Genomic DNA, 19306 nt, shown 5'->3' on the forward strand with positions numbered 1-19306 from the left:
TTTTCTTTAGGTTTTAAGCAATCCAGCAATGACAATCAAAATTTCTATCGACTGCATGGGTGGCGATCATGGCCCGTCGGTCACCATCCCCGCAGCACTCTCCTTTCTCAAGCATGAACCTGACGCAGAGCTGATCCTTGTCGGCCTGGAAGACGTCGTTCGCGCTGAACTGAAGAAGCACCACGCCGAATCGCAGCCGCGTATCTCCATCCTTCACGCATCCGAACAGGTCACCATGGATGACCCGCTTGAGGTCGCTTTGCGCCGCAAGAAGGATTCGTCGATGCGCGTGGCGATCGAACAAGTCAAGGACGGCAAGGCCCACGCCTGCGTGTCCGCCGGTAATACTGCCGCGCTGATGGCGGTGTCGCGTTACGTCCTGAAGACCATGCCTGGCGTGGACCGCCCGGCCATCTGCTCCATTCTGCCGAATCAGCAAGGCAAGCCAACCTACACCCTGGACCTGGGCGCCAACGTGGATTGCGAACCGCACCACCTGCACCAGTTCGCCATCATGGGTTATGTGCTGGTGCAAGCGGTGGAGGGCATCGAACGCCCGACCATCGGCCTGCTGAACGTCGGCACCGAAGACATCAAGGGTAACGAAGTCGTGAAGGCGACGGCCAAGCTGCTGCAGGCTGACCACGACCGCGGCGCCCTGAACTTCCACGGCAATGTGGAAGGCAACGATATTTTCAAAGGCACCACCGACATCGTCGTCTGCGACGGTTTCGTCGGCAACGTTACGCTGAAGGCAGTGGAAGGCCTGGCGCGTTTCGTGAAAGATGTGCTGAACACCGAATTCCGCCGCAACCCGCTGACCATGCTGGGTGCGCTGATTGCCAAGAGTGCGTTGAACATGATTGGCAAACGCCTGAATCCGTCGCGCTATAACGGCGCCAGCCTCCTTGGTTTGCGTGGCCTTGTGTTGAAGTCGCACGGCGGGGCGGATGCGGAAGGCTATGAGTGGGCCATCCGCAGGGCGTATGATGCTGCAAAAAATGACGTACAAGAGCATTTGTCGGCAATGATTGCCGAACTTATGCCACAGGAAAACCTAATTGAGCCGTCAAACGGCGGAAGAGACACGCATGACCCTGTACAGCAAAATCATCGGCACGGGCAGCTACCTGCCTGAGAAGCGCGTAACGAACAATGAACTGGCCGCCCAGCTGGCGGCTAAAGGCATCGAGACCTCGGACGAGTGGATCGTGTCGCGTAGCGGCATCTCCGCGCGCCACTATGCGGAGCCGGAACAGGCTTCGTCCGACCTCGGCGTGCTGGCCTCGAAAAAAGCACTGGAGATGGCTGGACTGCAGCCTGATGACATCGATCTCATCATCGTTGCCAGCTCCACGCCTGACTTCTTCGGTTCTTTTCCAAGCACCGCCTGCATCGTGCAGAAGAAGCTGGGCATGACCAACAACTGCGCAGCAGTGGACGTGCAAGCGGTTTGCTCCGGCTTCGTCTACGCCATGGCCAGCGCGGATTCCTTCATCAAATCCGGCATGCACAAGAATGTGCTGGTGATCGGCGCTGAAGTGTTCTCGCGCATCCTGAACTTCGAAGACCGCACCACTTGCGTGCTGTTCGGCGATGGCGCTGGTGCGATTGTCATGACCGCGTCAGAAGAGCCGGGCATTCTCTCGTGCAAATTGCATGCGGACGGCCGCCATTCCGACATCCTGAGCATCCCAGGCAACGTGGCTGGTGGCGCGGTGGCTGGCTCTGCTTACCTGTACATGGATGGCCAGGCGGTGTTCAAGCTGGCAGTCAGCGTGCTGGAGAAGGTTGCATACGAAGCGCTGGAAGCGGCGGACATGACGTCCGACCAGATCGACTGGCTGATTCCGCACCAGGCCAATATCCGCATCATGAACGGCACGGCGAAGAAGCTGGGCATGTCGCCTGAAAAGATGGTGGTGACTGTCGATCAGCACGGCAATACTTCCGCTGCCTCGATTCCGCTGGCGCTGGACGTCGCTGTGCGCGATGGCCGCGTGAAGAAAGGCGACGTGGTGATGATGGAAGGTGTGGGTGGTGGCTTCACTTGGGGCGCCGTGCTGGCGCGCATGTAAGCCGAGCGTGTAAAATTCGTGCGTTTTTAGAATAAGAGTTCTAATCAATGAGCAAATTCGCATTCGTATTTCCAGGCCAGGGTTCGCAAGCGGTCGCCATGATGGACGGCTTCGCGGGCAACCCCGTCGTAGAACAGACCATCGCTGAAGCATCGGACGCACTGCAGTTCGACCTCGGCAAGCTGATGGCTGAAGGTCCGAAAGAAGAACTGGACCTGACCACCAACACCCAGCCGGTCATGCTGACCGCTGCTGTTGCCGCTTACCGTGCGTGGATCGCCGCCGGCGGTCCCGTGCCTTCCGTAGTGGCTGGCCACAGCCTGGGCGAATACTCCGCCCTGGTCGCTGCTGGCGTGATCGATTTCAAAGACGCTGTGCCGCTGGTGCGCTTCCGCGCGCAAGCGATGCAGGAAGCGGTGCCGGTAGGCCAGGGCACCATGGCTGTGGTGCTGGGCCTGTCCGACGACGATGTGCGCGCCGCTTGCGCTGAAGCGCTGGCCGCCGTGCCTGGTGAAGTGGTGGAGGCCGTGAACTTCAACGCGCCAGCACAGGTTGTGATCGCTGGCCACACCGCCGCCGTCGACAAGGCATGCGAAATCGCCAAAGCCAAAGGCGCCAAGCGCGCCATGCGCCTGCCGGTGTCGGCGCCGTTCCACAGCTCGCTGCTGAAGCCCGCTTCGGATCGTCTGCGCGACTACATGGCCAACATCCATTTCAACGCACCGCAGATCCAGCTGATCAACAACGTGGACGTGGCCGTGCTGACCGATCCGGCTTCCATCAAGGATGCGCTGGTGCGCCAGGCTGCAAGCCCGGTACGCTGGGTTGAAACCATGCAGAAGGTCGCTGCCGACGGCATCGCCAATGTGATCGAATGCGGTCCGGGCAAGGTCCTGATGGGCCTGGCCAAGCGTATCGATGCCAACCTGGTGGGCGACGCGATCACCGACCAGGCATCGCTGGAACGTCTGCTGGCAACACTCAAATAACAATAGGAATGACAATGACTCTGGCAAATCAAGTCGCCCTGGTAACGGGCGCATCGCGCGGCATCGGCAAGGCCATCGCGCAGGAACTGGCAAAGCAGGGCGCCAAAGTAATCGGCACCGCGACGACTGAAGCTGGCGCGCAAGCCATCTCCGAATACCTGGGCGACGCCGGCAAAGGCATCGTGCTGAACGTGACCGATGCTGAGCGCTGCACCGCTGTGATCGATGAGATCGCCAAAGAATTCGGCGCGGTTGGCATTCTGGTCAACAATGCGGGCATCACCCAGGATCAGCTGGCCATGCGCATGAAGGATGAAGAGTGGGATAGCGTTATTTCCACCAATCTGACTGCGGTTGGCCGCCTCGCACGCGCTGTCCTGCGCGGCATGATGAAAGCGAAGACCGGGCGTATTATTAACATTACGTCGGTGGTGGCATCGGCTGGTAATCCCGGCCAGATGAATTATGCCGCGGCGAAAGCAGGCGTGGAGGGCATGACCCGCGCGCTGGCACGTGAAATCGGCAGCCGCAACATCACCGTGAACAGTGTTGCGCCTGGTTTCATCGACACCGATATGACCAAGGTGCTGGGCGATGATCAGCATGCAGCACTGCTGACGCAGATCCCGCTGGGCCGTCTTGGCAAGCCTGAAGATATTGCAGCAGCTGTGGCCTTCCTGGCATCGCCGCAAGCCGCTTATATTACCGGCACCACCCTGCATGTAAATGGTGGTATGTATATGAATTGATGAGCTCATGCGGCATAATTGCCGCGTGATCGAATCTTTTAGTAGTAGTTTCGGTGTAGATCAATGTAATCACTGAAATTAGTTTTTCGGCGCGCAAACCTGCTAAAATGCGCGCTTTCCGTAACAAACAAAATGGAGCCATAACATGTCGGATATCGAACAACGCGTTAAGAAAATCGTCGCTGAACAACTGGGCGTCGCTGAAGCAGACATCAAGAACGAGTCTTCCTTCGTGGACGACCTGGGCGCCGATTCCCTCGACACCGTTGAGCTGGTAATGGCACTGGAAGACGAGTTCGAGATGGAAATCCCTGACGAACAGGCTGAAAAGATCACCACCGTGCAGCAAGCGATCGACTACGCAACTGCACACGTAAAGGCCTGATCGCCTGATTGATCCACTCCAGGAGATTCGCTTGAGTTCTAAAAACCGTCGTGTAGTGGTTACCGGCCTCGGCTGCGTTTCCCCGGTCGGCAATACGATTGCCGATGCGTGGAAAGCAATCACCGAGGGACAATCCGGGATCGCTAACATCACCCGATTTGACGCGTCGGCTTTCTCCACCCGTTTCGCGGGTGAAGTCAAAGGCTTCAACGTCGAGCAATATCTCGACGCCAAGGAAGCGCGCCATATGGATATCTTTATCCATTACGGCATGGCGGCTGGTATCCAGGCGATCCAGGATTCCGGTATCACCGTAACCGAAGAGAACGCCGACCGTATCGGCGTGATCATCGGCTCCGGCATCGGCGGTCTGCCGATGATTGAAGAGCAGAAGGAAGACTACGACAAGCGCGGCCCACGCCGTATCTCGCCGTTCTTCGTACCGTCTTCGATCATCAACATGATCTCCGGTAACCTGTCGATCAAGTACGGCATGCGTGGCCCTAACCTGGCCATCGTGACGGCTTGCACCACCGGTCTGCACTGCATCGGCGCGGCGGCTCGTCTGATCGAGTACGGCGACGCTGACGTCATGGTTGCAGGCGGTGCGGAATCGACCGTGTCGCCACTGGGCCTGGGCGGCTTCGCTTCGGCTCGTGCGCTGTCGGCTCGTAACGATGACCCTGCTACCTCGTCCCGTCCATGGGATAAGGACCGCGACGGCTTCGTGCTGGGTGAAGGCGCCGGCGTCATGGTGCTGGAAGAGTACGAACACGCGAAAGCGCGCGGCGCCACGATCTATGCAGAACTGCATGGCTTTGGCATGAGCGCGGACGCATACCACATGACCTCGCCTCTGGAAGATGGCAGCGGTGGCAGCAAGTCGGCAATCGCCGCCCTGCGCAACGCCGGCATCAATCCGGACCAGGTGCAATACGTGAATGCACACGGCACTTCGACCCCGCTGGGCGACGTGGCGGAAGTGCAGGGCGTGAAGCGCACCTTCGGCGACCATGCGAAGAATCTGGTCGTGAGCTCCACCAAGTCGATGACCGGTCACCTGCTGGGTGGCGCGGGCGGCCTGGAGGCAGTGTTCACCGTGCTGGCGCTCCACCATCAGGTGATCCCGCCGACCATCAATATCTTCAACCAGGACCCTGCCTGCGATCTGGACTTCTGCGCGAACATCGCGCGTGATGCCAAGATCCAGTACGCCGTGAAGAACTCCTTCGGCTTCGGCGGCACCAACGGCAGCCTGGTCTTCGGCAAGGTTTAATTTAGTTTGAACTTTCCTGCCTCGCCTCGGTCACAACCGGGGTGAGCGCTAAGAACGCCCGCAGCCGCGGGCGTTTTTGCTTTCCACTTTCACTTTGTGCGCCATGTCGATTGCGGCTTCTGTCGTCGTTCGGCCATCGCTTTGCCTGCGCCTGCTGCAGGCGGGGCTGTGCACGTCCGTGCTGGCGGCGGGCCTGCTGCTGATGCGGCCGGCGCTGATGCTGGCGGCGGGCGCGGGGCTCGTATGGCAAAGACGCGAAGTCAATCCCTGTCGCATTGATATTTCCGGTGTCGGGCAAATCCGGCTGACGGTATACCAGCAGACAAGGGCTGCGGTTTTGCTACCCGGCTGCACGGTGTGGCCGGGCCTGATGCTGCTGCGCCTGGCGGAAGAGGGTGGCCGCCAGCGCTGGCTGGCCGTGCTGCCGGATAGCGCGCCGGCCGATGCGAGGCGGCGGCTGGCGGTTGCAGTGCTGGCCCTGGCTGAAAAAGCTTGAACCTTCCGGAGGCGCGGGCCATCCAAGAAAAGGACCGAGTGTGACGACAGACCGCGAAGGCGATCAGCTGCTGGTCGAGCGCGCCCGGGCAGGCGAACGGGCCGCATTTGACGAGCTCGTCTCAAAGTATCAGCGCCGGCTGATGCGGCTGCTCGCGCGCCTGCTGAACGACCAGACTGAAGCGGAAGACGTGGTGCAGGACACCTTCATCAAGGCCTATAAAGCCTTGCCGCACTTCCGCGGCGACGCGGCCTTTTACACCTGGCTGTACCGGATCGGCATCAATACGGCCAAGAACGCTTTGCTGAACCGCAAACGGCATGCGACGGGGCCAATCGAGCCAACCGTGGCGAGGGCGGAGCCGCCGGACGAAGACCGCTTGCGCGATATCAATACGCCCGAGTCCGAGCTGGCCAGCAAGCAGATCGCCGAGACCGTCAACGCGGCCATGGATGCCTTGCCGATCGACCTGCGTACCGCCATCGCCCTGCGGGAAATCGAAGGCATGAGCTATGAGGAGATTTCCGAAATCATGGGCTGCCCGATCGGCACGGTGCGCAGCCGGATTTTCCGGGCGCGCGAGGCGATTGCGAAAAAGCTGCGTCCGCTTCTCGATTTGCCGGTTGACAAGCGCTGGTAGCCAGCCAACACTCATTCAATGGAAGGGGATATGGAAAAATTATCGGCCTTGATGGATGGCGAGCTGCCGCAAGACGATGTTGATCTGGCTCTGGCGGCACTTGCCGACGAGGAGGCCCAGGCCAACTGGGATGTCTGGCAGGCCATCGGCGCAGCCTTGCGCGACGGGGCGGAGGAGGTAGCGCCTGGCCCTGGCTTCAGCGAACGTCTGGCCGCACGGCTGGATGAGGAGGTTTCCGCGCCGGCCGCTGCTGTAGTGTCTTGAAATGCGCCGCAACGGACGCAAGTTATGGTCTACTATTGCGCGTATTCATTCACTTTTACAAAAGCACCCATGAAAAACATGTTCTCTGCTGGCGCTAAAGTATTGCCGGTCCTGCTGCTTAGCGCAGCTTCCCTCGGATTACCTGCTGTAACGGGCCTGGCGCCTGCCAAGGCAGCTCCCGCCGCCGTTGCCGGACTGCCTGATTTCACTGACCTGATCGACCGCGTTGGTCCCGCCGTGGTCAATATTCGCACCACCGAGCGCATCAAGCAACGCGATAACCAGATGGGCGACGACGAGATGCAGGAATTCTTCCGCCGCTTCTTCGGCGGCCAGATGCCGCAAATTCCGCGCGGCCAGACGCCACGCGGGCGCCGTGCCCCTGGTGAAGAGGTGCAGCGTGGCGTCGGCTCCGGCTTCATTACCTCGGCCGATGGCTTTGTGCTGACCAATGCCCACGTGGTGGATGGCGCCGATGAAGTCTACGTGACCCTGACCGACAAGCGCGAGTTCAAGGCCAAGGTGCTGGGTCAGGACACGCGTACCGACGTGGCCGTGCTGAAGATCGATGGCAGCAAGCTGCCTTATCTGACCATTGGCGACTCGTCCAGGATTCGCGTGGGCGAGTGGGTGATCGCGATCGGCTCGCCGTTCAACCTGGAGAGCACGGTGACCGCCGGCATCATCTCCGCCAAGGCGCGCGATACGGGCGACTACCTGCCGCTGATTCAGAGCGATGTGGCGGTCAATCCCGGTAACTCAGGCGGTCCGCTGATCAATATGCGCGGCGAGGTGATCGGCATCAATTCGCAGATCGCGACGCTGTCCGGCGGCTATAACGGCATTTCCTTCTCGGTACCAATCGATGAGGCCATGCGCGTGGCCGAGCAGCTGAAGAAAACCGGCAAGGTAACCCGCGGCCGCATCGGCGTGCAAATCAGCGAGCTGAATAAGGATGTGGCCGAATCGCTGGGCCTGAAGAACAATAAGGGCGCGGAAGTGTCCCAGGTTGAGGCTGGCGGTCCAGCCGATAAGGCGGGCATCCGCGCCGGTGACATTATCCTGAAGTTCAATGGCACCGATATCGATAAATGGTCGGACCTGACGCGCATGGTCGGTGGCACGGCAGTCGGCACCAAGGCGAATGTGACGGTGTGGCGCAAGGGTAAGTCTGTCGACCTGCCATTGGTAGTAGGCGAGGCCGATGCCGACAAGCCTGCCAAGGAAGCGCGCAACGAGCGCGGCGTGAAGCCGAAGCCTGAGGTCGCCGCCAACGCACTGGGCTTCAAGGTCAGCGATCTGACGGCCGCGCAGAAGAAGGAGCTGGGCGTGAGCGGTGGCGTGATCATCGACGATGCCGATGGCCCTGCGGCAGCGGCCGGCCTGCGCGAAGGCGATGTGCTGCTGCAGCTGAATAACACGGAAGTCACCGACGCCAAGCAGTTCAACGCCGCCGTGGCCAAGCTGGACCGCAGCAAGGCCGCCGTCGTGCTGGTGCGCCGCGGCGAGCAGTCGCAGTTCATCTCGGTGAAACCAGCCGCCGCAACGAAGTAATCCACTCCGTCGCCGCTTGCCGCGCCTCAAATCGCGGCACGGCGGCGCGCGTATAGTCGGAAGATGGCGTCCGATATCCCACCGCCTGAGATTGACAACGAAGCAAGTGGAAACAGAGCCAGCGGCGGCATCGGCGGCCCAGCCGATAGTCATCGTCATCCCCGCCCGGCGCGGTACAATGGCAGGCTCCGAACCCGAAGCCACCCTGATGCACTTCACGCTCTATTCGCGCACTTATTGCCACCTCTGCGAGGACATGTTCAACGCCCTCAACGCCCTGCAAACCCCGGAAAAGCCATTTACCGTCGAAGTCATCGACGTCGATGCGGACCAGGCCCTGGTGGCGAAATATGATGAGCTGGTGCCGGTTTTATTCGCCGACTTGAATGAGCCTGAGCTGTGCCACTATTTTCTGGATGTAGACAAAGTGCGCACACTGTTGTCGAAATAATTAGTATTTCAACATTATTTCCTGTCCCTTACCTCAGAAATCGGGCTTTCCCCTCTGAAATCCGGTAAAATGTGACAGATTACCCTTGCATCGATTGTCACAAAAGGCGCTCGCCAGGGCGCTTTTTTGCTATAGCTCGTTTTGAATTTTAATGAATAACATTCGCAATTTCTCCATCATCGCCCACATTGACCACGGCAAGTCCACGCTGGCAGACCGCATTATCCAGCTGTGCGGCGGCTTGTCCGACCGCGAGATGGAAGCGCAGGTGCTCGACTCGATGGACCTGGAGCGTGAACGCGGCATCACCATCAAGGCCCAGACTGCAGCCCTGAAGTACAAGGCGCGCAACGGCGAAATCTACAATCTGAACCTGATCGATACCCCCGGCCACGTGGACTTTTCCTACGAGGTGAGCCGTTCGCTGTCCGCCTGCGAAGGCGCGCTGCTGGTGGTGGACGCCTCGCAAGGCGTGGAAGCCCAGACCGTGGCCAACTGCTACACCGCGCTCGACCTGGGCGTGGAAGTGGTGCCCGTGCTGAACAAGATCGACCTGCCGAACGCCGACCCGCCAACCGCCATCGCCGAAATCGAAGATGTGATCGGGATCGAGGCGCAGGATGCCGTGCATTGCTCGGCCAAGACCGGCCTCGGCGTGGAAGACGTGCTCGAATCGATCATCGCCAAGATCCCGCCGCCGAAGGGCGATCCGGAAGCGCCGCTGCAGGCCCTGATCATCGACTCCTGGTACGACGCCTACGTGGGCGTGGTGATGCTGGTGCGCGTGGTGAACGGCACCATGCGTCCGAAAGAAAAGATCCGCCTGATGGCCACCGACTCGGTGCAGCTGGTGGAAGACATCGGCATCTTCTCGCCGCGCTCCGTGTCCCTGCCGGCGCTGAGCGCAGGCCAGGTGGGCTTCGTTATCGCCGGTATCAAGGAACTGAAGGCCGCCCGCGTGGGCGATACCATCACTTCCGTGGCCAAGCCGGCTCCGGCACCGCTGCCGGGCTTCAAGGAAGTCCAGCCGCAGGTGTTTGCCGGCCTGTTCCCGGTGGAGGCCAACCAGTACGACGCACTGCGCGACTCGCTGGAAAAGCTGAAGCTGAACGACGCCGCGCTGCAGTACGAACCGGAAGTCTCGCAGGCGCTGGGCTTCGGCTTCCGCTGCGGTTTCCTGGGCCTGCTGCACATGGAAATCGTGCAGGAGCGTCTGGAACGCGAATTCGATATGGACCTGATCACCACGGCGCCGACCGTGGTGTACGAGGTCGAGCGCCGCGACGGCAGCGTGATCCACGTGGACAACCCGTCGCGCATGCCGGACCCAAGCCACATCAACGAAGTGCGCGAGCCGATCGTGACCGTGAACCTGTACATGCCGCAGGAGTATGTGGGTTCCGTGATCACCCTGTGTATCGCCAAGCGCGGTATCCAGATGGACATGAGCTATCACGGCCGCCAGGTCAAGCTGGTGTACGAGATCCCGATGGCCGAGATCGTGCTGGACTTCTTCGACAAGCTGAAGTCGACCTCGCGCGGCTACGCCTCGATGGATTACGAGTTCAAGGAAAACCGCGCCGCCGACGTGGTCAAGGTCGACATGCTGATCAACAGCGAAAAGGTCGATGCGCTGGCCATCATCGTGCACCGCGCCAACGCGCCATACCGCGGCCGCGCCGTGGCGGCCAAGATGCGCGAACTGATCCCGCGCCAGATGTTCGACGTGGCGATCCAGGCGGCGATCGGCTCCAACATCATCTCGCGTGAAAACGTGAAGGCGATGCGCAAGAACGTGCTGGCCAAGTGCTACGGCGGCGACATCACCCGTAAGAAGAAACTGCTGGAGAAGCAGAAAGCAGGTAAGAAGCGCATGAAGCAAGTGGGCTCTGTGGAGATCCCACAAGAGGCATTCCTGGCAATCCTTCAAGTGGAAGAGAAATGACACTGCAATCCATCCTGGGCAATTTCGCACTCATCCTGTTCGTCCTGATGGTGGTCACCGGTGTCATCTGGTGTCTCGATGTGTTTTACCTGGCCAAGCAGCGCCGCGCCGCAGCCGACAAGGCGCTGGCCGAGTTCGACTCGCGCCACGCCAAGCTGACCGCCGATGGCATCAAGACCGACCAGGGCGCGGCCAGCCGCACGCAGATCGAAGCGGCACTGCTGCGCCAGCCGACCTGGATCGAATACTCGGGTAGCTTTTTCCCGGTGATTGCCCTGGTGTTTTTCCTGCGCTCCTTCCTGTGGGAGCCGTTCAAGATTCCATCGTCCTCGATGGTGCCGACCTTGCTGGTGGGCGACCTCATCCTGGTCAACAAATACACTTACGGCATTCGTCTGCCGATCATCAACAAGAAGATCGTGCAGATCAACGACCCGCAGCGCGGCGATGTGATGGTGTTCAAATATCCGATGGATATGACCCAGGATTACATCAAGCGGGTGGTCGGAGTTCCCGGTGATAAAATCACCTATGAAAACAAGAAGTTAACGGTCAACGGCCAGCCAGTCAGCTACACCCCGCTCGACGACTATCTGGACGATGAAAGTCTTGTTTACAAAAAGCAATTCACCGAGAACCTGAACGGCGTGGCCCATCGCGTGCTTAACGATGAGCGTGCATTAACGCTGAATCTGAGCGAAGTGAAGGATTTCCCGCATCACGAAGCCTGCACTTACCGGTATGAAGGCTTTACGTGCGTCGTTCCGCCCGGAAACTACTTTATGATGGGCGATAACCGGGACAATAGTGCCGATAGCCGCTACTGGGGCTTCGTGCCGGACAAGAACATCGTCGGCAAGGCATTTTTCGTGTGGATGAACACGAGCCTGGGCAATATCAAACGAATTGGCAGCATTCATTAATTTCACTATCAGCGGGGAGAGTGGATTTATGCAAGTTAAGGGTCTGAAGCAGCAGGCGGGCATTTCTCTGGTGGGTCTGATCGTCGTTTTGGCCATTCTTGGCTTCCTCGGCGTGCTGGCCATGAAGATCGTGCCGACCTACAGCGAGTACCGTGCGATTTCGTCGGCAATCGTCAAGGCCAAGTCGGCCGGCGATTCGGCGAAGGCGATCCAGGATTCCTTCGATCGCAGCGCGGAAGTAAACTACATCAGTACCTTGACAGGGCGTGACCTGATCATTTCGCGCGAGAATGGCGAGACGGAAGTGAGCTTCGCTTACGAGAAGAAAATTCCGCTGTTCGGGCCTGCCAGCCTGCTGCTGGAATATTCCGGTTCCACGGCCAAGAACGGACCACCAGTTAAAAACGACCAATAAGACACAATGAAATTAGAGTTATTGCAAACCAAATTAGGCTACACGTTCAAGGATGCTGGATTGCTCCAGCAGGCCCTGACGCACCGTAGCCATAGCAGTTTGCATAACGAACGCCTGGAATTTCTGGGCGACTCCATTCTGAACTGCGTGGTCGCCTCGATCCTGTACGAACGCTATAACGCGATCGACGAAGGCGACCTGTCCCGCTTGCGCGCCAACCTGGTGAAGCAGCAATCCTTGTACGAAATCGCCCAGAAGCTGGAGCTGTCGCAGTTCCTGCGCCTGGGTGAGGGCGAATTGAAATCGGGCGGCTTCCGCCGTCCTTCGATCCTGGCCGACACGCTGGAAGCCCTGCTGGGCGCCGTGTTCCTGGATGGCGGCTTCGATAATGCCGCCAAAGCGATCCGTTCCTTCTACATCCCGATTCTCGATTCCGTCGATCCGCAGACCCTGGGCAAGGACGCCAAGACCCTGCTGCAGGAATTCCTGCAATCGAAAAAGATCTCGCTGCCGACCTACAATGTCGTGGCCACCCATGGCGCCGCGCACAGCCAGGAATTCGAGATCGAGTGCCTGGTACCCAAGCTGGGCATCCAGGTGTATGGCCGCGGTGGCAGCCGCCGCGCAGGCGAGCAGGCGGCGGCCAAGCTGGCGCTGGAAGTGGCCGAACAGGCATTGCAAAAAGCACCTGGCACCACGCGCAAATCCAAGCCGCGCGCTACGCAGCTGAAGCTGGCCGGCATCGCCACGGTCCAGAGCGACCAGCCGGCGGAAAAGAAGCAGCTGGCGAATAAATAATTTAAGAGTCCGTATCATGACGAATGCACCTACTCCCGCCGGCTTCCGCTGCGGATACATTGCCATCGTCGGCCGCCCGAATGTGGGCAAGTCGACGCTGATGAACACCCTGATCGGCGCCAAGGTCAGCATCACTTCGCGCAAGGCGCAGACCACGCGCCACCGCATCACCGGCATCCAGACCGTGAGCGATGCGCAGTTCATCTACGTCGATACGCCGGGCTTCCAGACGCGCCATTCGAATGCGCTGAACAAGACGCTGAACAAGACCGTTACCAATACCCTCGATTCCTCCGATGTGATTCTGTACATCGTGGAAGCGGGCACCTTCGGCCAGGCCGACCAGCAGGTGATGGACCTGCTGCCGAAAAACGTGCCGGTGGTCCTGGTGATCAACAAGTCCGACCGCGTGAAGGACAAAGCCGTGCTGATGCCGTTTGCGCAGCAGCTGTCGGCCAAGTTCAACTTCGCCGCCATCGTGCCGGTCAGCGCCAAGCTGCGCTTCCAGCTGGACGGCCTGCAGAACGAGATCAAGCGCTTCTTGCCGGAGAACGATCCGATCTTCGGCGAAGACGACATCACCGACCGCAGCGAGAAATTCCTGGCGTCCGAGATCGTGCGCGAAAAGCTGTTCCGCTTTGTAGGCGATGAACTGCCTTACACCTCCACGGTGCTGATCGAGAAGTTCGAGCAGGAAGGCAATCTGCGCCGCATCTTTGCCGCCATCCTGGTGGAGCGCGACTCGCACAAATCCATGATCATCGGGAACAAGGGCGCGCGCCTGAAAGAGGTGAGCAGCCAGGCCCGCCTGGACATGGAGAAGCTCTTTGGCGGTCCGGTGTATCTGGAAATCTGGGTCAAGGTCAAATCCGGCTGGGCTGACAACGAGGCTGGCCTGCGCGCCTACGGCTACGAATAATGTCCGACGCAATTGCCGAGCCCGTGTCCCATCTAGCGCCTGACCCCAATGTGAATCTGGGGTCAGGCGCCAAAGGAGACACGGGCTCGGCTGCGACGACCAGGCGCAAGGCGCCGGCGCGCGCGGAACGCACGGTCGGTACCCGCGTTCAGGGCCAGCCGGCCTTCGTGCTGCATAGCTATCCCTACAAGGAAACCAGCCTCATTGTCGACATGTTCACGCGCGATTACGGCCGCGTGGCATTGATCGCCAAGGGCGCCAAGCGTCCGCACTCGCAGCTGCGCGGCGTGCTGCAAACCTTCCAGCCGCTGTCCGCCAGCTGGACCGGCAAGAACGAACTGCGCACGCTGACCGATGCCGAATGGGTCGGCGGCATGCTGCCCCTCGAACGCACCGCACTGCTGTGCGGCTTCTACCTCAACGAACTGCTGGTCAAGCTGACTGCGCGCGACGATGCCCATCCGGCATTGTTCGATCACTACGTGTCCACGCTGAACCAGCTGGCGCACAACGAACCTGCGCCCATCGTCTTGCGCAAATTCGAAATGGCCTTACTTAGGGCTACGGGCGTGGCGGCGGACCTTACACGCAGCATCGACTCGCGCGAAAAAGTGCAAGCCGATGTACAGTACGTTGTGGACCCCGAACGCGGCCCCCGTCCCGAACGCGCCAGCGATAACGCACCGCGTGTGCTGGGCCAGACCCTGCTGGACATGGACCGCGAGGATTACCACGACGCCACCACGCAAGCGCAAAGCAAGCAGCTGATGCGCTTCCTGCTGGCCCACCATTTGGGTGGCGCGCCATTGAACACGCGCCAGATTCTGATCGACCTGATGCAACTGTAAAAAGAATATGAGCTTCCTGCACCCATCCGGCCCGGTGATCGACCTGGGCGTGAATATCGACCACGTGGCCACCCTGCGCAACGCGCGCGGCACCGTGTATCCAGACCCGATCCGTGCCGCGCTGCTGGCCGAACAGGCCGGCGCCGACTGCATCACCCTGCACCTGCGCGAAGACCGCCGCCACATCAAGGACGCCGACGTGATCGCGCTGGCGCCGCAGCTGATCACCCGCATGAATCTGGAAGCGGCCGTGACGCAGGAGATGATCGACTTCGCCTGCCGCATCAAGCCGGCCGACGTGTGTCTGGTGCCTGAGAAGCGCACCGAAGTGACCACCGAGGGCGGCCTGGACGTGATCCGCTATCACAAGGAAGTCGCCGCTGCAGTCAAGCAGCTGCAAGGGGAGGGCATCCGCGTGTCCCTGTTCATCGACGCCGATGAGCAGCAGATCGCCGCCGCCGCCGATGTCGGCGCACCTGTGATCGAACTGCACACCGGTGCCTATGCCGACGCTGAAGGCGAAGCGCAGCTGAAGGAACTGGAGCGTGTGAAGAACGGCGTGCGCTGGGGCGTCGAGAAAGGCCTGAAGGTCAACGCCGGCCACGGTCTGCACTACACCAATGTGCAGGCGATTGCCGCCATCCCGGACATCGCGGAACTGAACATCGGCCACGCCATCGTCGCCCATTCCATCTTCGCCGGTTGGGAAAACGCCGTGCGCGAGATGAAGGCCATCATGGTGTCGACCCGCCTGGGAGCAAAATGATCTACGGGATCGGCACCGACGTCTGCAAGATTCCACGCATTGCCGCCGCGCTGGAACGCAGCGGCGAGCGCTTCGCGCGCAAGATACTCGGTCCGGACGAAATCAAGGTCTACTTCGAGCGCTGCGAGCGCAATCCCGTGCGTGGCGTGCGCTACGCGGCGACGCGCTTCGCGGCAAAGGAAGCTTTCTCGAAGGCGCTCGGCCTGGGCCTGACGCCGCCGATGTCCTGGCATGCGGCGCAGATGCTGAATGCGGACAACGGCAAGCCGGTGATGGTGTTCAGCGGCGCGCTGGCCGGCTATATGAAGGAACACAGGCTGACGGCGCATGTCTCCGTTAGCGATGAAGAGGATTACGCGGTCGCCTACGCGATCGTCGAGCAAGCGAATGACTGAACAGAGCAACGATTCGCGCGAGCAGGTGCTGGCCACCGTGGCCAAGCTGCCCAACCTGCCGGGCGTCTACCGCTATTTCGACGCAGAAGACAAAGTGCTCTACGTCGGCAAAGCGCGCGATCTGAAGAAGCGCGTATCCAGCTATTTCCAGAAGAATCTGGCCAGCCCGCGCATCGCGATGATGGTCGAGCGCATCGCACGCCTGGAGACGACGGTCACGCATAGCGAGGCCGAAGCGCTGATCCTGGAAAATAACCTGATCAAGACGCTGCAGCCGCGCTTTAACATCCTGTTCAGGGATGACAAGTCCTACCCGTATCTGAAGATCACGGGCGACGACTTCCCGCGCATGGTCTACTACCGCGGCGCGGTCGACAAGAAGAACCAATACTTTGGGCCTTTCCCGTCCGCGTGGGCGGTGAAGGAATCGATGCAGATCTTGCAGAAGGTCTTCCTGCTGCGCACCTGCGAAGATAGCGTGTACCAGAACCGCACGCGTCCCTGCCTGCTGCACCAGATCGGCCGCTGCAGCGCGCCTTGCGTGGACCTGATCTCCGCGGAGGACTATCGCAACGACGTCAATAACGCCGCGCGCTTCCTGCGTGGCCGCCAGACCGAGGTGATGGAAGAACTGGAGCAGAAGATGCTCGCCTATGCGTCGGACCTGAAGTTCGAGCAGGCGGCATCGGTGCGCAACCAGATCCAGTCGCTGTCCAAAGTGCTGCACCAGCAAAGCATGGAGACGACCGGCGATCAGGACGTCGATGTGCTGGCCGTGGTGGTGCAGGGCGGCCGCGCCTGCGTCAATCTGGCCATGGTGCGCGGCGGGCGCCACCTGGGGGACCGCGCCTACTTCCCGGCCCATGTGATGGATGCGGAAGCCGTGGCCGAACACGCGATTGAAGTTGAGGTGCTGGCAGCTTTCCTGGTCCAGCACTACACGGAGAAATACATCCCCGGCACGCTGATCCTGAACATCGAGTTCGATCAGCCGGAGCTGATCATCGCGCTGCAGGAGCAATGCGGCCACCGCATCAATCTGATCTTCCAGCCGCAAGGCCAACGCCGGCAATGGCTGGAGCTGGCGCAGAAGGGCGCCGAGATTTCGCTGGCGCGGCTGCTGTCCGAACAGGGTTCGCAGCAATCGCGTACGCGCGCGCTGGCCGATGTGCTGGGTCTCGAAAACGAAGACCTCGATACGCTGCGCGTGGAATGCTTCGACATCAGTCACACGCAAGGCGAAGCGACGCAAGCGTCGTGCGTGGTGTTCCATCACCACCAGATGCAAAACGGCGAATACCGCCGGTATAACATCAACGACATCACGCCGGGCGACGACTATGCTGCGATGCGGCAGGTGCTCACGCGCCGCTACGAAAAAGTGGCCGGCGGCGATGGCGTGATGCCGGACGTGGTGCTGATCGACGGCGGCAAAGGCCAGGTCGAAATGGCGCGCCAGGTCTTTGTGGAACTGGGCCTCGACATCAGCCTGATCGTCGGCGTAGCCAAAGGGGAAGGGCGCCGCGTGGGCCTGGAGACGCTGGTCTTCGTCGACGGCCGCGCGCCGCAGGAGCTGGGCAAAGAGTCCGCGGCGCTGATGCTGGTCGCGATGATCCGCGACGAAGCCCACCGTTTCGCCATCACCGGCATGCGCGCCAAGCGCGCCAAGGCCCGCCAGACCTCGCGCCTGGAGGAGATAGAAGGCATTGGCGTCAAACGGCGCCAGAAGCTGCTGGCGCGCTTCGGCGGCTTGCGCGGCGTGATGAACGCCAGTGTGGAGGATTTGATGTCCGTTGAAGGCATCAGCAGCACGCTGGCCGAGGAAATCTACAAACAACTGCACTAAACTGGCATTGGCGGCATCGCCGTTATACACTAGCGGCGCATAACTACAATTCAATAAGATCGCCTATGCCTTTCAATATTCCGATTCTGCTGACCTGGCTCCGCGTAGCACTGATTCCCCTGGTAGTAGGCGTCTTTTACCTCCCCGAAAACTGGCTTCCCCTGCACGACCGCAATTTTGCGGCAACCCTCGTATTCATCATCGCCGCCATTACCGACTGGTTTGACGGCTTTCTGGCCCGCCGCTGGAACCAGACGTCCGCCTTTGGCGCCTTCCTGGACCCGGTCGCCGACAAGCTGATGGTCACGGGCGCCTTGCTGGTGCTGGTGCAGCTGGACCGCTGCAACGCCATCCTGGCCTTTATCATCATCGGCCGCGAGATCACGATTTCCGCGCTACGTGAATGGATGGCGCAGATTGGCGCGTCCAAATCGGTGGCGGTGAGCTCGCTGGGCAAGATCAAAACTGCGGCCCAGATGGTCGCGATTCCGATGCTGCTGTACTACGAAGTGGTGTTTGGCGCCATCGACACGCGCTACTGGGGCGAGAAGCTGCTGTGGCTGGCCTCCGTGCTGACGGTATGGTCGATGTGCTACTACCTGCAGAAGGCCTGGCCGCTCATTAAAGAAAAAGCGGGGAACTTGAGCTAAATGCCAATGTTGCCCTTGACAGGGCATCTGTATCCTCTATAATGCTGGCCTGCTGTTGATGACGGCGAGCAGTAAAGAGCGATGCGGGAGTAGCTCAGTTGGTAGAGCGCAACCTTGCCAAGGTTGAGGTCGAGAGTTCGAGACTCTTCTCCCGCTCCAGGTCATCAGCAACAATCGCTGGAAAGTTAGGAATGTTTCTGCGATAATACGGTTCCTTCGAAATGCGGGAGTAGCTCAGTTGGTAGAGCGCAACCTTGCCAAGGTTGAGGTCGAGAGTTCGAGACTCTTCTCCCGCTCCAGTTCGCTGGGGCAGTCAGTAGTAAAGATAGTTGTAACTCCAAGCGGGAGTAGCTCAGTTGGTAGAGCGCAACCTTGCCAAGGTTGAGGTCGAGAGTTCGAGACTCTTCTCCCGCTCCAGTAGTTCACCCAATGCGGGAATAGCTCAGTTGGTAGAGCGCAACCTTGCCAAGGTTGAGGTCGAGAGTTCGAGACTCTTTTCCCGCTCCAGAATTCCAGACGGCAGAAAGTAACCAGCTGCCGATCTAGCCCAGACTTCTCTGGCGAGGTAGCAAAGCGGTTATGCAGCGGCCTGCAAAGCCGTCTAGACGGGTTCGACTCCCGTCCTCGCCTCCATAACATCATGTGGTTACATGCGAAAAAGCCCGGAACTTCCGGGCTTTTTTGCGTTCCAATGGCCTCGACACCGTTGAGAACCGCCCGGTTCGGGCGGTCAAACCGCCGCAAAACGGCCTCGGTTGGGCGTCTATACGAGTTGACCCATCAGTGCGGTACCTGGCGATTTGCCACCAATTGTCATGGAGGCAGCATAGCAGCGATCACCCAACGGCGCGGCAAATTTGAATTGCGCGTCAAACATCCGCTCTTACCCAAGGGCTTCTATTACGCCACGGGCTCAATG

21 protein-coding genes and 5 tRNA genes are annotated in these 19306 nt (G+C 60.2%); all 26 read left to right on the forward strand.

Annotated features, from left to right (window positions below; translation table 11 throughout):
* Window positions 1-28 precede the first annotated feature (28 nt).
* The 26 genes from plsX (at window position 29) to AB4Z19_RS01955 (ending at window position 19020) form a co-directional block, all read left to right on the forward strand.
* Window positions 29-1138, forward strand: a complete 1110-nt coding sequence (gene plsX / locus AB4Z19_RS01830) for a phosphate acyltransferase PlsX (RefSeq protein ID WP_442029097.1) — start codon at window positions 29-31, stop codon at window positions 1136-1138.
* Window positions 1092-2078, forward strand: a complete 987-nt coding sequence (locus AB4Z19_RS01835; RefSeq protein WP_442034059.1) for a beta-ketoacyl-ACP synthase III — start codon at window positions 1092-1094, stop codon at window positions 2076-2078. Before plsX ends, AB4Z19_RS01835 begins: the two co-directional genes overlap by 47 nt.
* A 47-nt stretch (window positions 2079-2125) precedes the next feature.
* Window positions 2126-3067 carry an ACP S-malonyltransferase gene (fabD, locus tag AB4Z19_RS01840; RefSeq protein ID WP_442026965.1) on the forward strand — a complete coding sequence of 314 codons (942 nt, stop codon included), beginning with the start codon at window positions 2126-2128 and terminating at the stop codon, window positions 3065-3067.
* 14 nt (window positions 3068-3081) lie between these two features.
* Window positions 3082-3816 carry a 3-oxoacyl-ACP reductase FabG gene (gene fabG, locus AB4Z19_RS01845; RefSeq protein ID WP_442026966.1) on the forward strand — a complete coding sequence of 245 codons (735 nt, stop codon included), beginning with the start codon at window positions 3082-3084 and terminating at the stop codon, window positions 3814-3816.
* Window positions 3817-3961: 145 nt separating this feature from the next.
* On the forward strand, window positions 3962-4201 hold the full coding sequence (gene acpP, locus AB4Z19_RS01850; protein WP_028104092.1) for an acyl carrier protein: 240 nt from the start codon (window positions 3962-3964) through the stop codon (window positions 4199-4201).
* A gap of 31 nt (window positions 4202-4232) precedes the next feature.
* Window positions 4233-5477: a beta-ketoacyl-ACP synthase II gene (fabF, locus tag AB4Z19_RS01855; RefSeq protein WP_442034061.1), complete on the forward strand. Its 1245-nt coding sequence runs from the start codon at window positions 4233-4235 to the stop codon at window positions 5475-5477.
* A gap of 76 nt (window positions 5478-5553) precedes the next feature.
* On the forward strand, window positions 5554-5973 hold the full coding sequence (locus AB4Z19_RS01860; RefSeq protein WP_442026969.1) for a protein YgfX: 420 nt from the start codon (window positions 5554-5556) through the stop codon (window positions 5971-5973).
* A 40-nt stretch (window positions 5974-6013) separates the two neighbouring features.
* On the forward strand, window positions 6014-6613 hold the full coding sequence (gene rpoE / locus AB4Z19_RS01865; protein ID WP_442026970.1) for an RNA polymerase sigma factor RpoE: 600 nt from the start codon (window positions 6014-6016) through the stop codon (window positions 6611-6613).
* A 30-nt stretch (window positions 6614-6643) separates the two neighbouring features.
* Window positions 6644-6877, forward strand: coding sequence for an RseA family anti-sigma factor (locus AB4Z19_RS01870; RefSeq protein WP_442026971.1), 234 nt, complete (start codon window positions 6644-6646; stop codon window positions 6875-6877).
* Between the two features lie 78 nt (window positions 6878-6955).
* Window positions 6956-8431 (forward strand): DegQ family serine endoprotease, encoded by a 1476-nt coding sequence (locus tag AB4Z19_RS01875; RefSeq protein ID WP_442034439.1) that lies wholly within the window; start codon window positions 6956-6958, stop codon window positions 8429-8431.
* Window positions 8432-8537: 106 nt separating this feature from the next.
* Window positions 8538-8882 (forward strand): glutaredoxin family protein, encoded by a 345-nt coding sequence (locus AB4Z19_RS01880; protein WP_442034063.1) that lies wholly within the window; start codon window positions 8538-8540, stop codon window positions 8880-8882.
* A 151-nt stretch (window positions 8883-9033) separates the two neighbouring features.
* Window positions 9034-10827, forward strand: a complete 1794-nt coding sequence (gene lepA, locus AB4Z19_RS01885; RefSeq protein ID WP_442029297.1) for a translation elongation factor 4 — start codon at window positions 9034-9036, stop codon at window positions 10825-10827.
* Window positions 10824-11750 carry a signal peptidase I gene (lepB, locus tag AB4Z19_RS01890; RefSeq protein WP_442034065.1) on the forward strand — a complete coding sequence of 309 codons (927 nt, stop codon included), beginning with the start codon at window positions 10824-10826 and terminating at the stop codon, window positions 11748-11750. The genes lepA and lepB overlap by 4 nt, the downstream gene beginning before the upstream one ends.
* 28 nt (window positions 11751-11778) lie before the next feature.
* Window positions 11779-12165 carry a DUF4845 domain-containing protein gene (locus AB4Z19_RS01895; RefSeq protein WP_442034066.1) on the forward strand — a complete coding sequence of 129 codons (387 nt, stop codon included), beginning with the start codon at window positions 11779-11781 and terminating at the stop codon, window positions 12163-12165.
* Window positions 12166-12171: 6 nt separating this feature from the next.
* Complete coding sequence (rnc, locus tag AB4Z19_RS01900) at window positions 12172-12963, forward strand: ribonuclease III (RefSeq protein WP_442026461.1); 792 nt, start codon at window positions 12172-12174, stop codon at window positions 12961-12963.
* A gap of 16 nt (window positions 12964-12979) precedes the next feature.
* Window positions 12980-13882: a GTPase Era gene (gene era / locus AB4Z19_RS01905; protein WP_442034068.1), complete on the forward strand. Its 903-nt coding sequence runs from the start codon at window positions 12980-12982 to the stop codon at window positions 13880-13882.
* Window positions 13882-14730, forward strand: coding sequence for a DNA repair protein RecO (gene recO, locus AB4Z19_RS01910; RefSeq protein ID WP_442026459.1), 849 nt, complete (start codon window positions 13882-13884; stop codon window positions 14728-14730). The genes era and recO overlap by 1 nt, the downstream gene beginning before the upstream one ends.
* A 7-nt stretch (window positions 14731-14737) precedes the next feature.
* Window positions 14738-15496 carry a pyridoxine 5'-phosphate synthase gene (gene pdxJ / locus AB4Z19_RS01915; protein WP_442034069.1) on the forward strand — a complete coding sequence of 253 codons (759 nt, stop codon included), beginning with the start codon at window positions 14738-14740 and terminating at the stop codon, window positions 15494-15496.
* On the forward strand, window positions 15493-15891 hold the full coding sequence (gene acpS, locus AB4Z19_RS01920) for a holo-ACP synthase (RefSeq protein WP_442026464.1): 399 nt from the start codon (window positions 15493-15495) through the stop codon (window positions 15889-15891). Before pdxJ ends, acpS begins: the two co-directional genes overlap by 4 nt.
* Window positions 15884-17737, forward strand: coding sequence for an excinuclease ABC subunit UvrC (uvrC, locus tag AB4Z19_RS01925; RefSeq protein ID WP_442034071.1), 1854 nt, complete (start codon window positions 15884-15886; stop codon window positions 17735-17737). The genes acpS and uvrC overlap by 8 nt, the downstream gene beginning before the upstream one ends.
* 65 nt (window positions 17738-17802) lie before the next feature.
* Window positions 17803-18387, forward strand: a complete 585-nt coding sequence (pgsA, locus tag AB4Z19_RS01930) for a CDP-diacylglycerol--glycerol-3-phosphate 3-phosphatidyltransferase (protein WP_442026456.1) — start codon at window positions 17803-17805, stop codon at window positions 18385-18387.
* An 83-nt stretch (window positions 18388-18470) separates the two neighbouring features.
* Window positions 18471-18546 (forward strand) — tRNA-Gly (locus AB4Z19_RS01935).
* A gap of 64 nt (window positions 18547-18610) precedes the next feature.
* Window positions 18611-18686 (forward strand) — tRNA-Gly (locus AB4Z19_RS01940).
* Between the two features lie 42 nt (window positions 18687-18728).
* Window positions 18729-18804 (forward strand) — tRNA-Gly (locus tag AB4Z19_RS01945).
* Between the two features lie 14 nt (window positions 18805-18818).
* Window positions 18819-18894 (forward strand) — tRNA-Gly (locus tag AB4Z19_RS01950).
* Window positions 18895-18946: 52 nt separating this feature from the next.
* Window positions 18947-19020 (forward strand) — tRNA-Cys (locus AB4Z19_RS01955).
* Window positions 19021-19306 lie beyond the last annotated feature (286 nt).

It is taken from the genome of Pseudoduganella sp. RAF19, from assembly GCF_052114165.1.
Classification (GTDB): Bacteria; Pseudomonadota; Gammaproteobacteria; order Burkholderiales; family Burkholderiaceae_D; genus Rugamonas.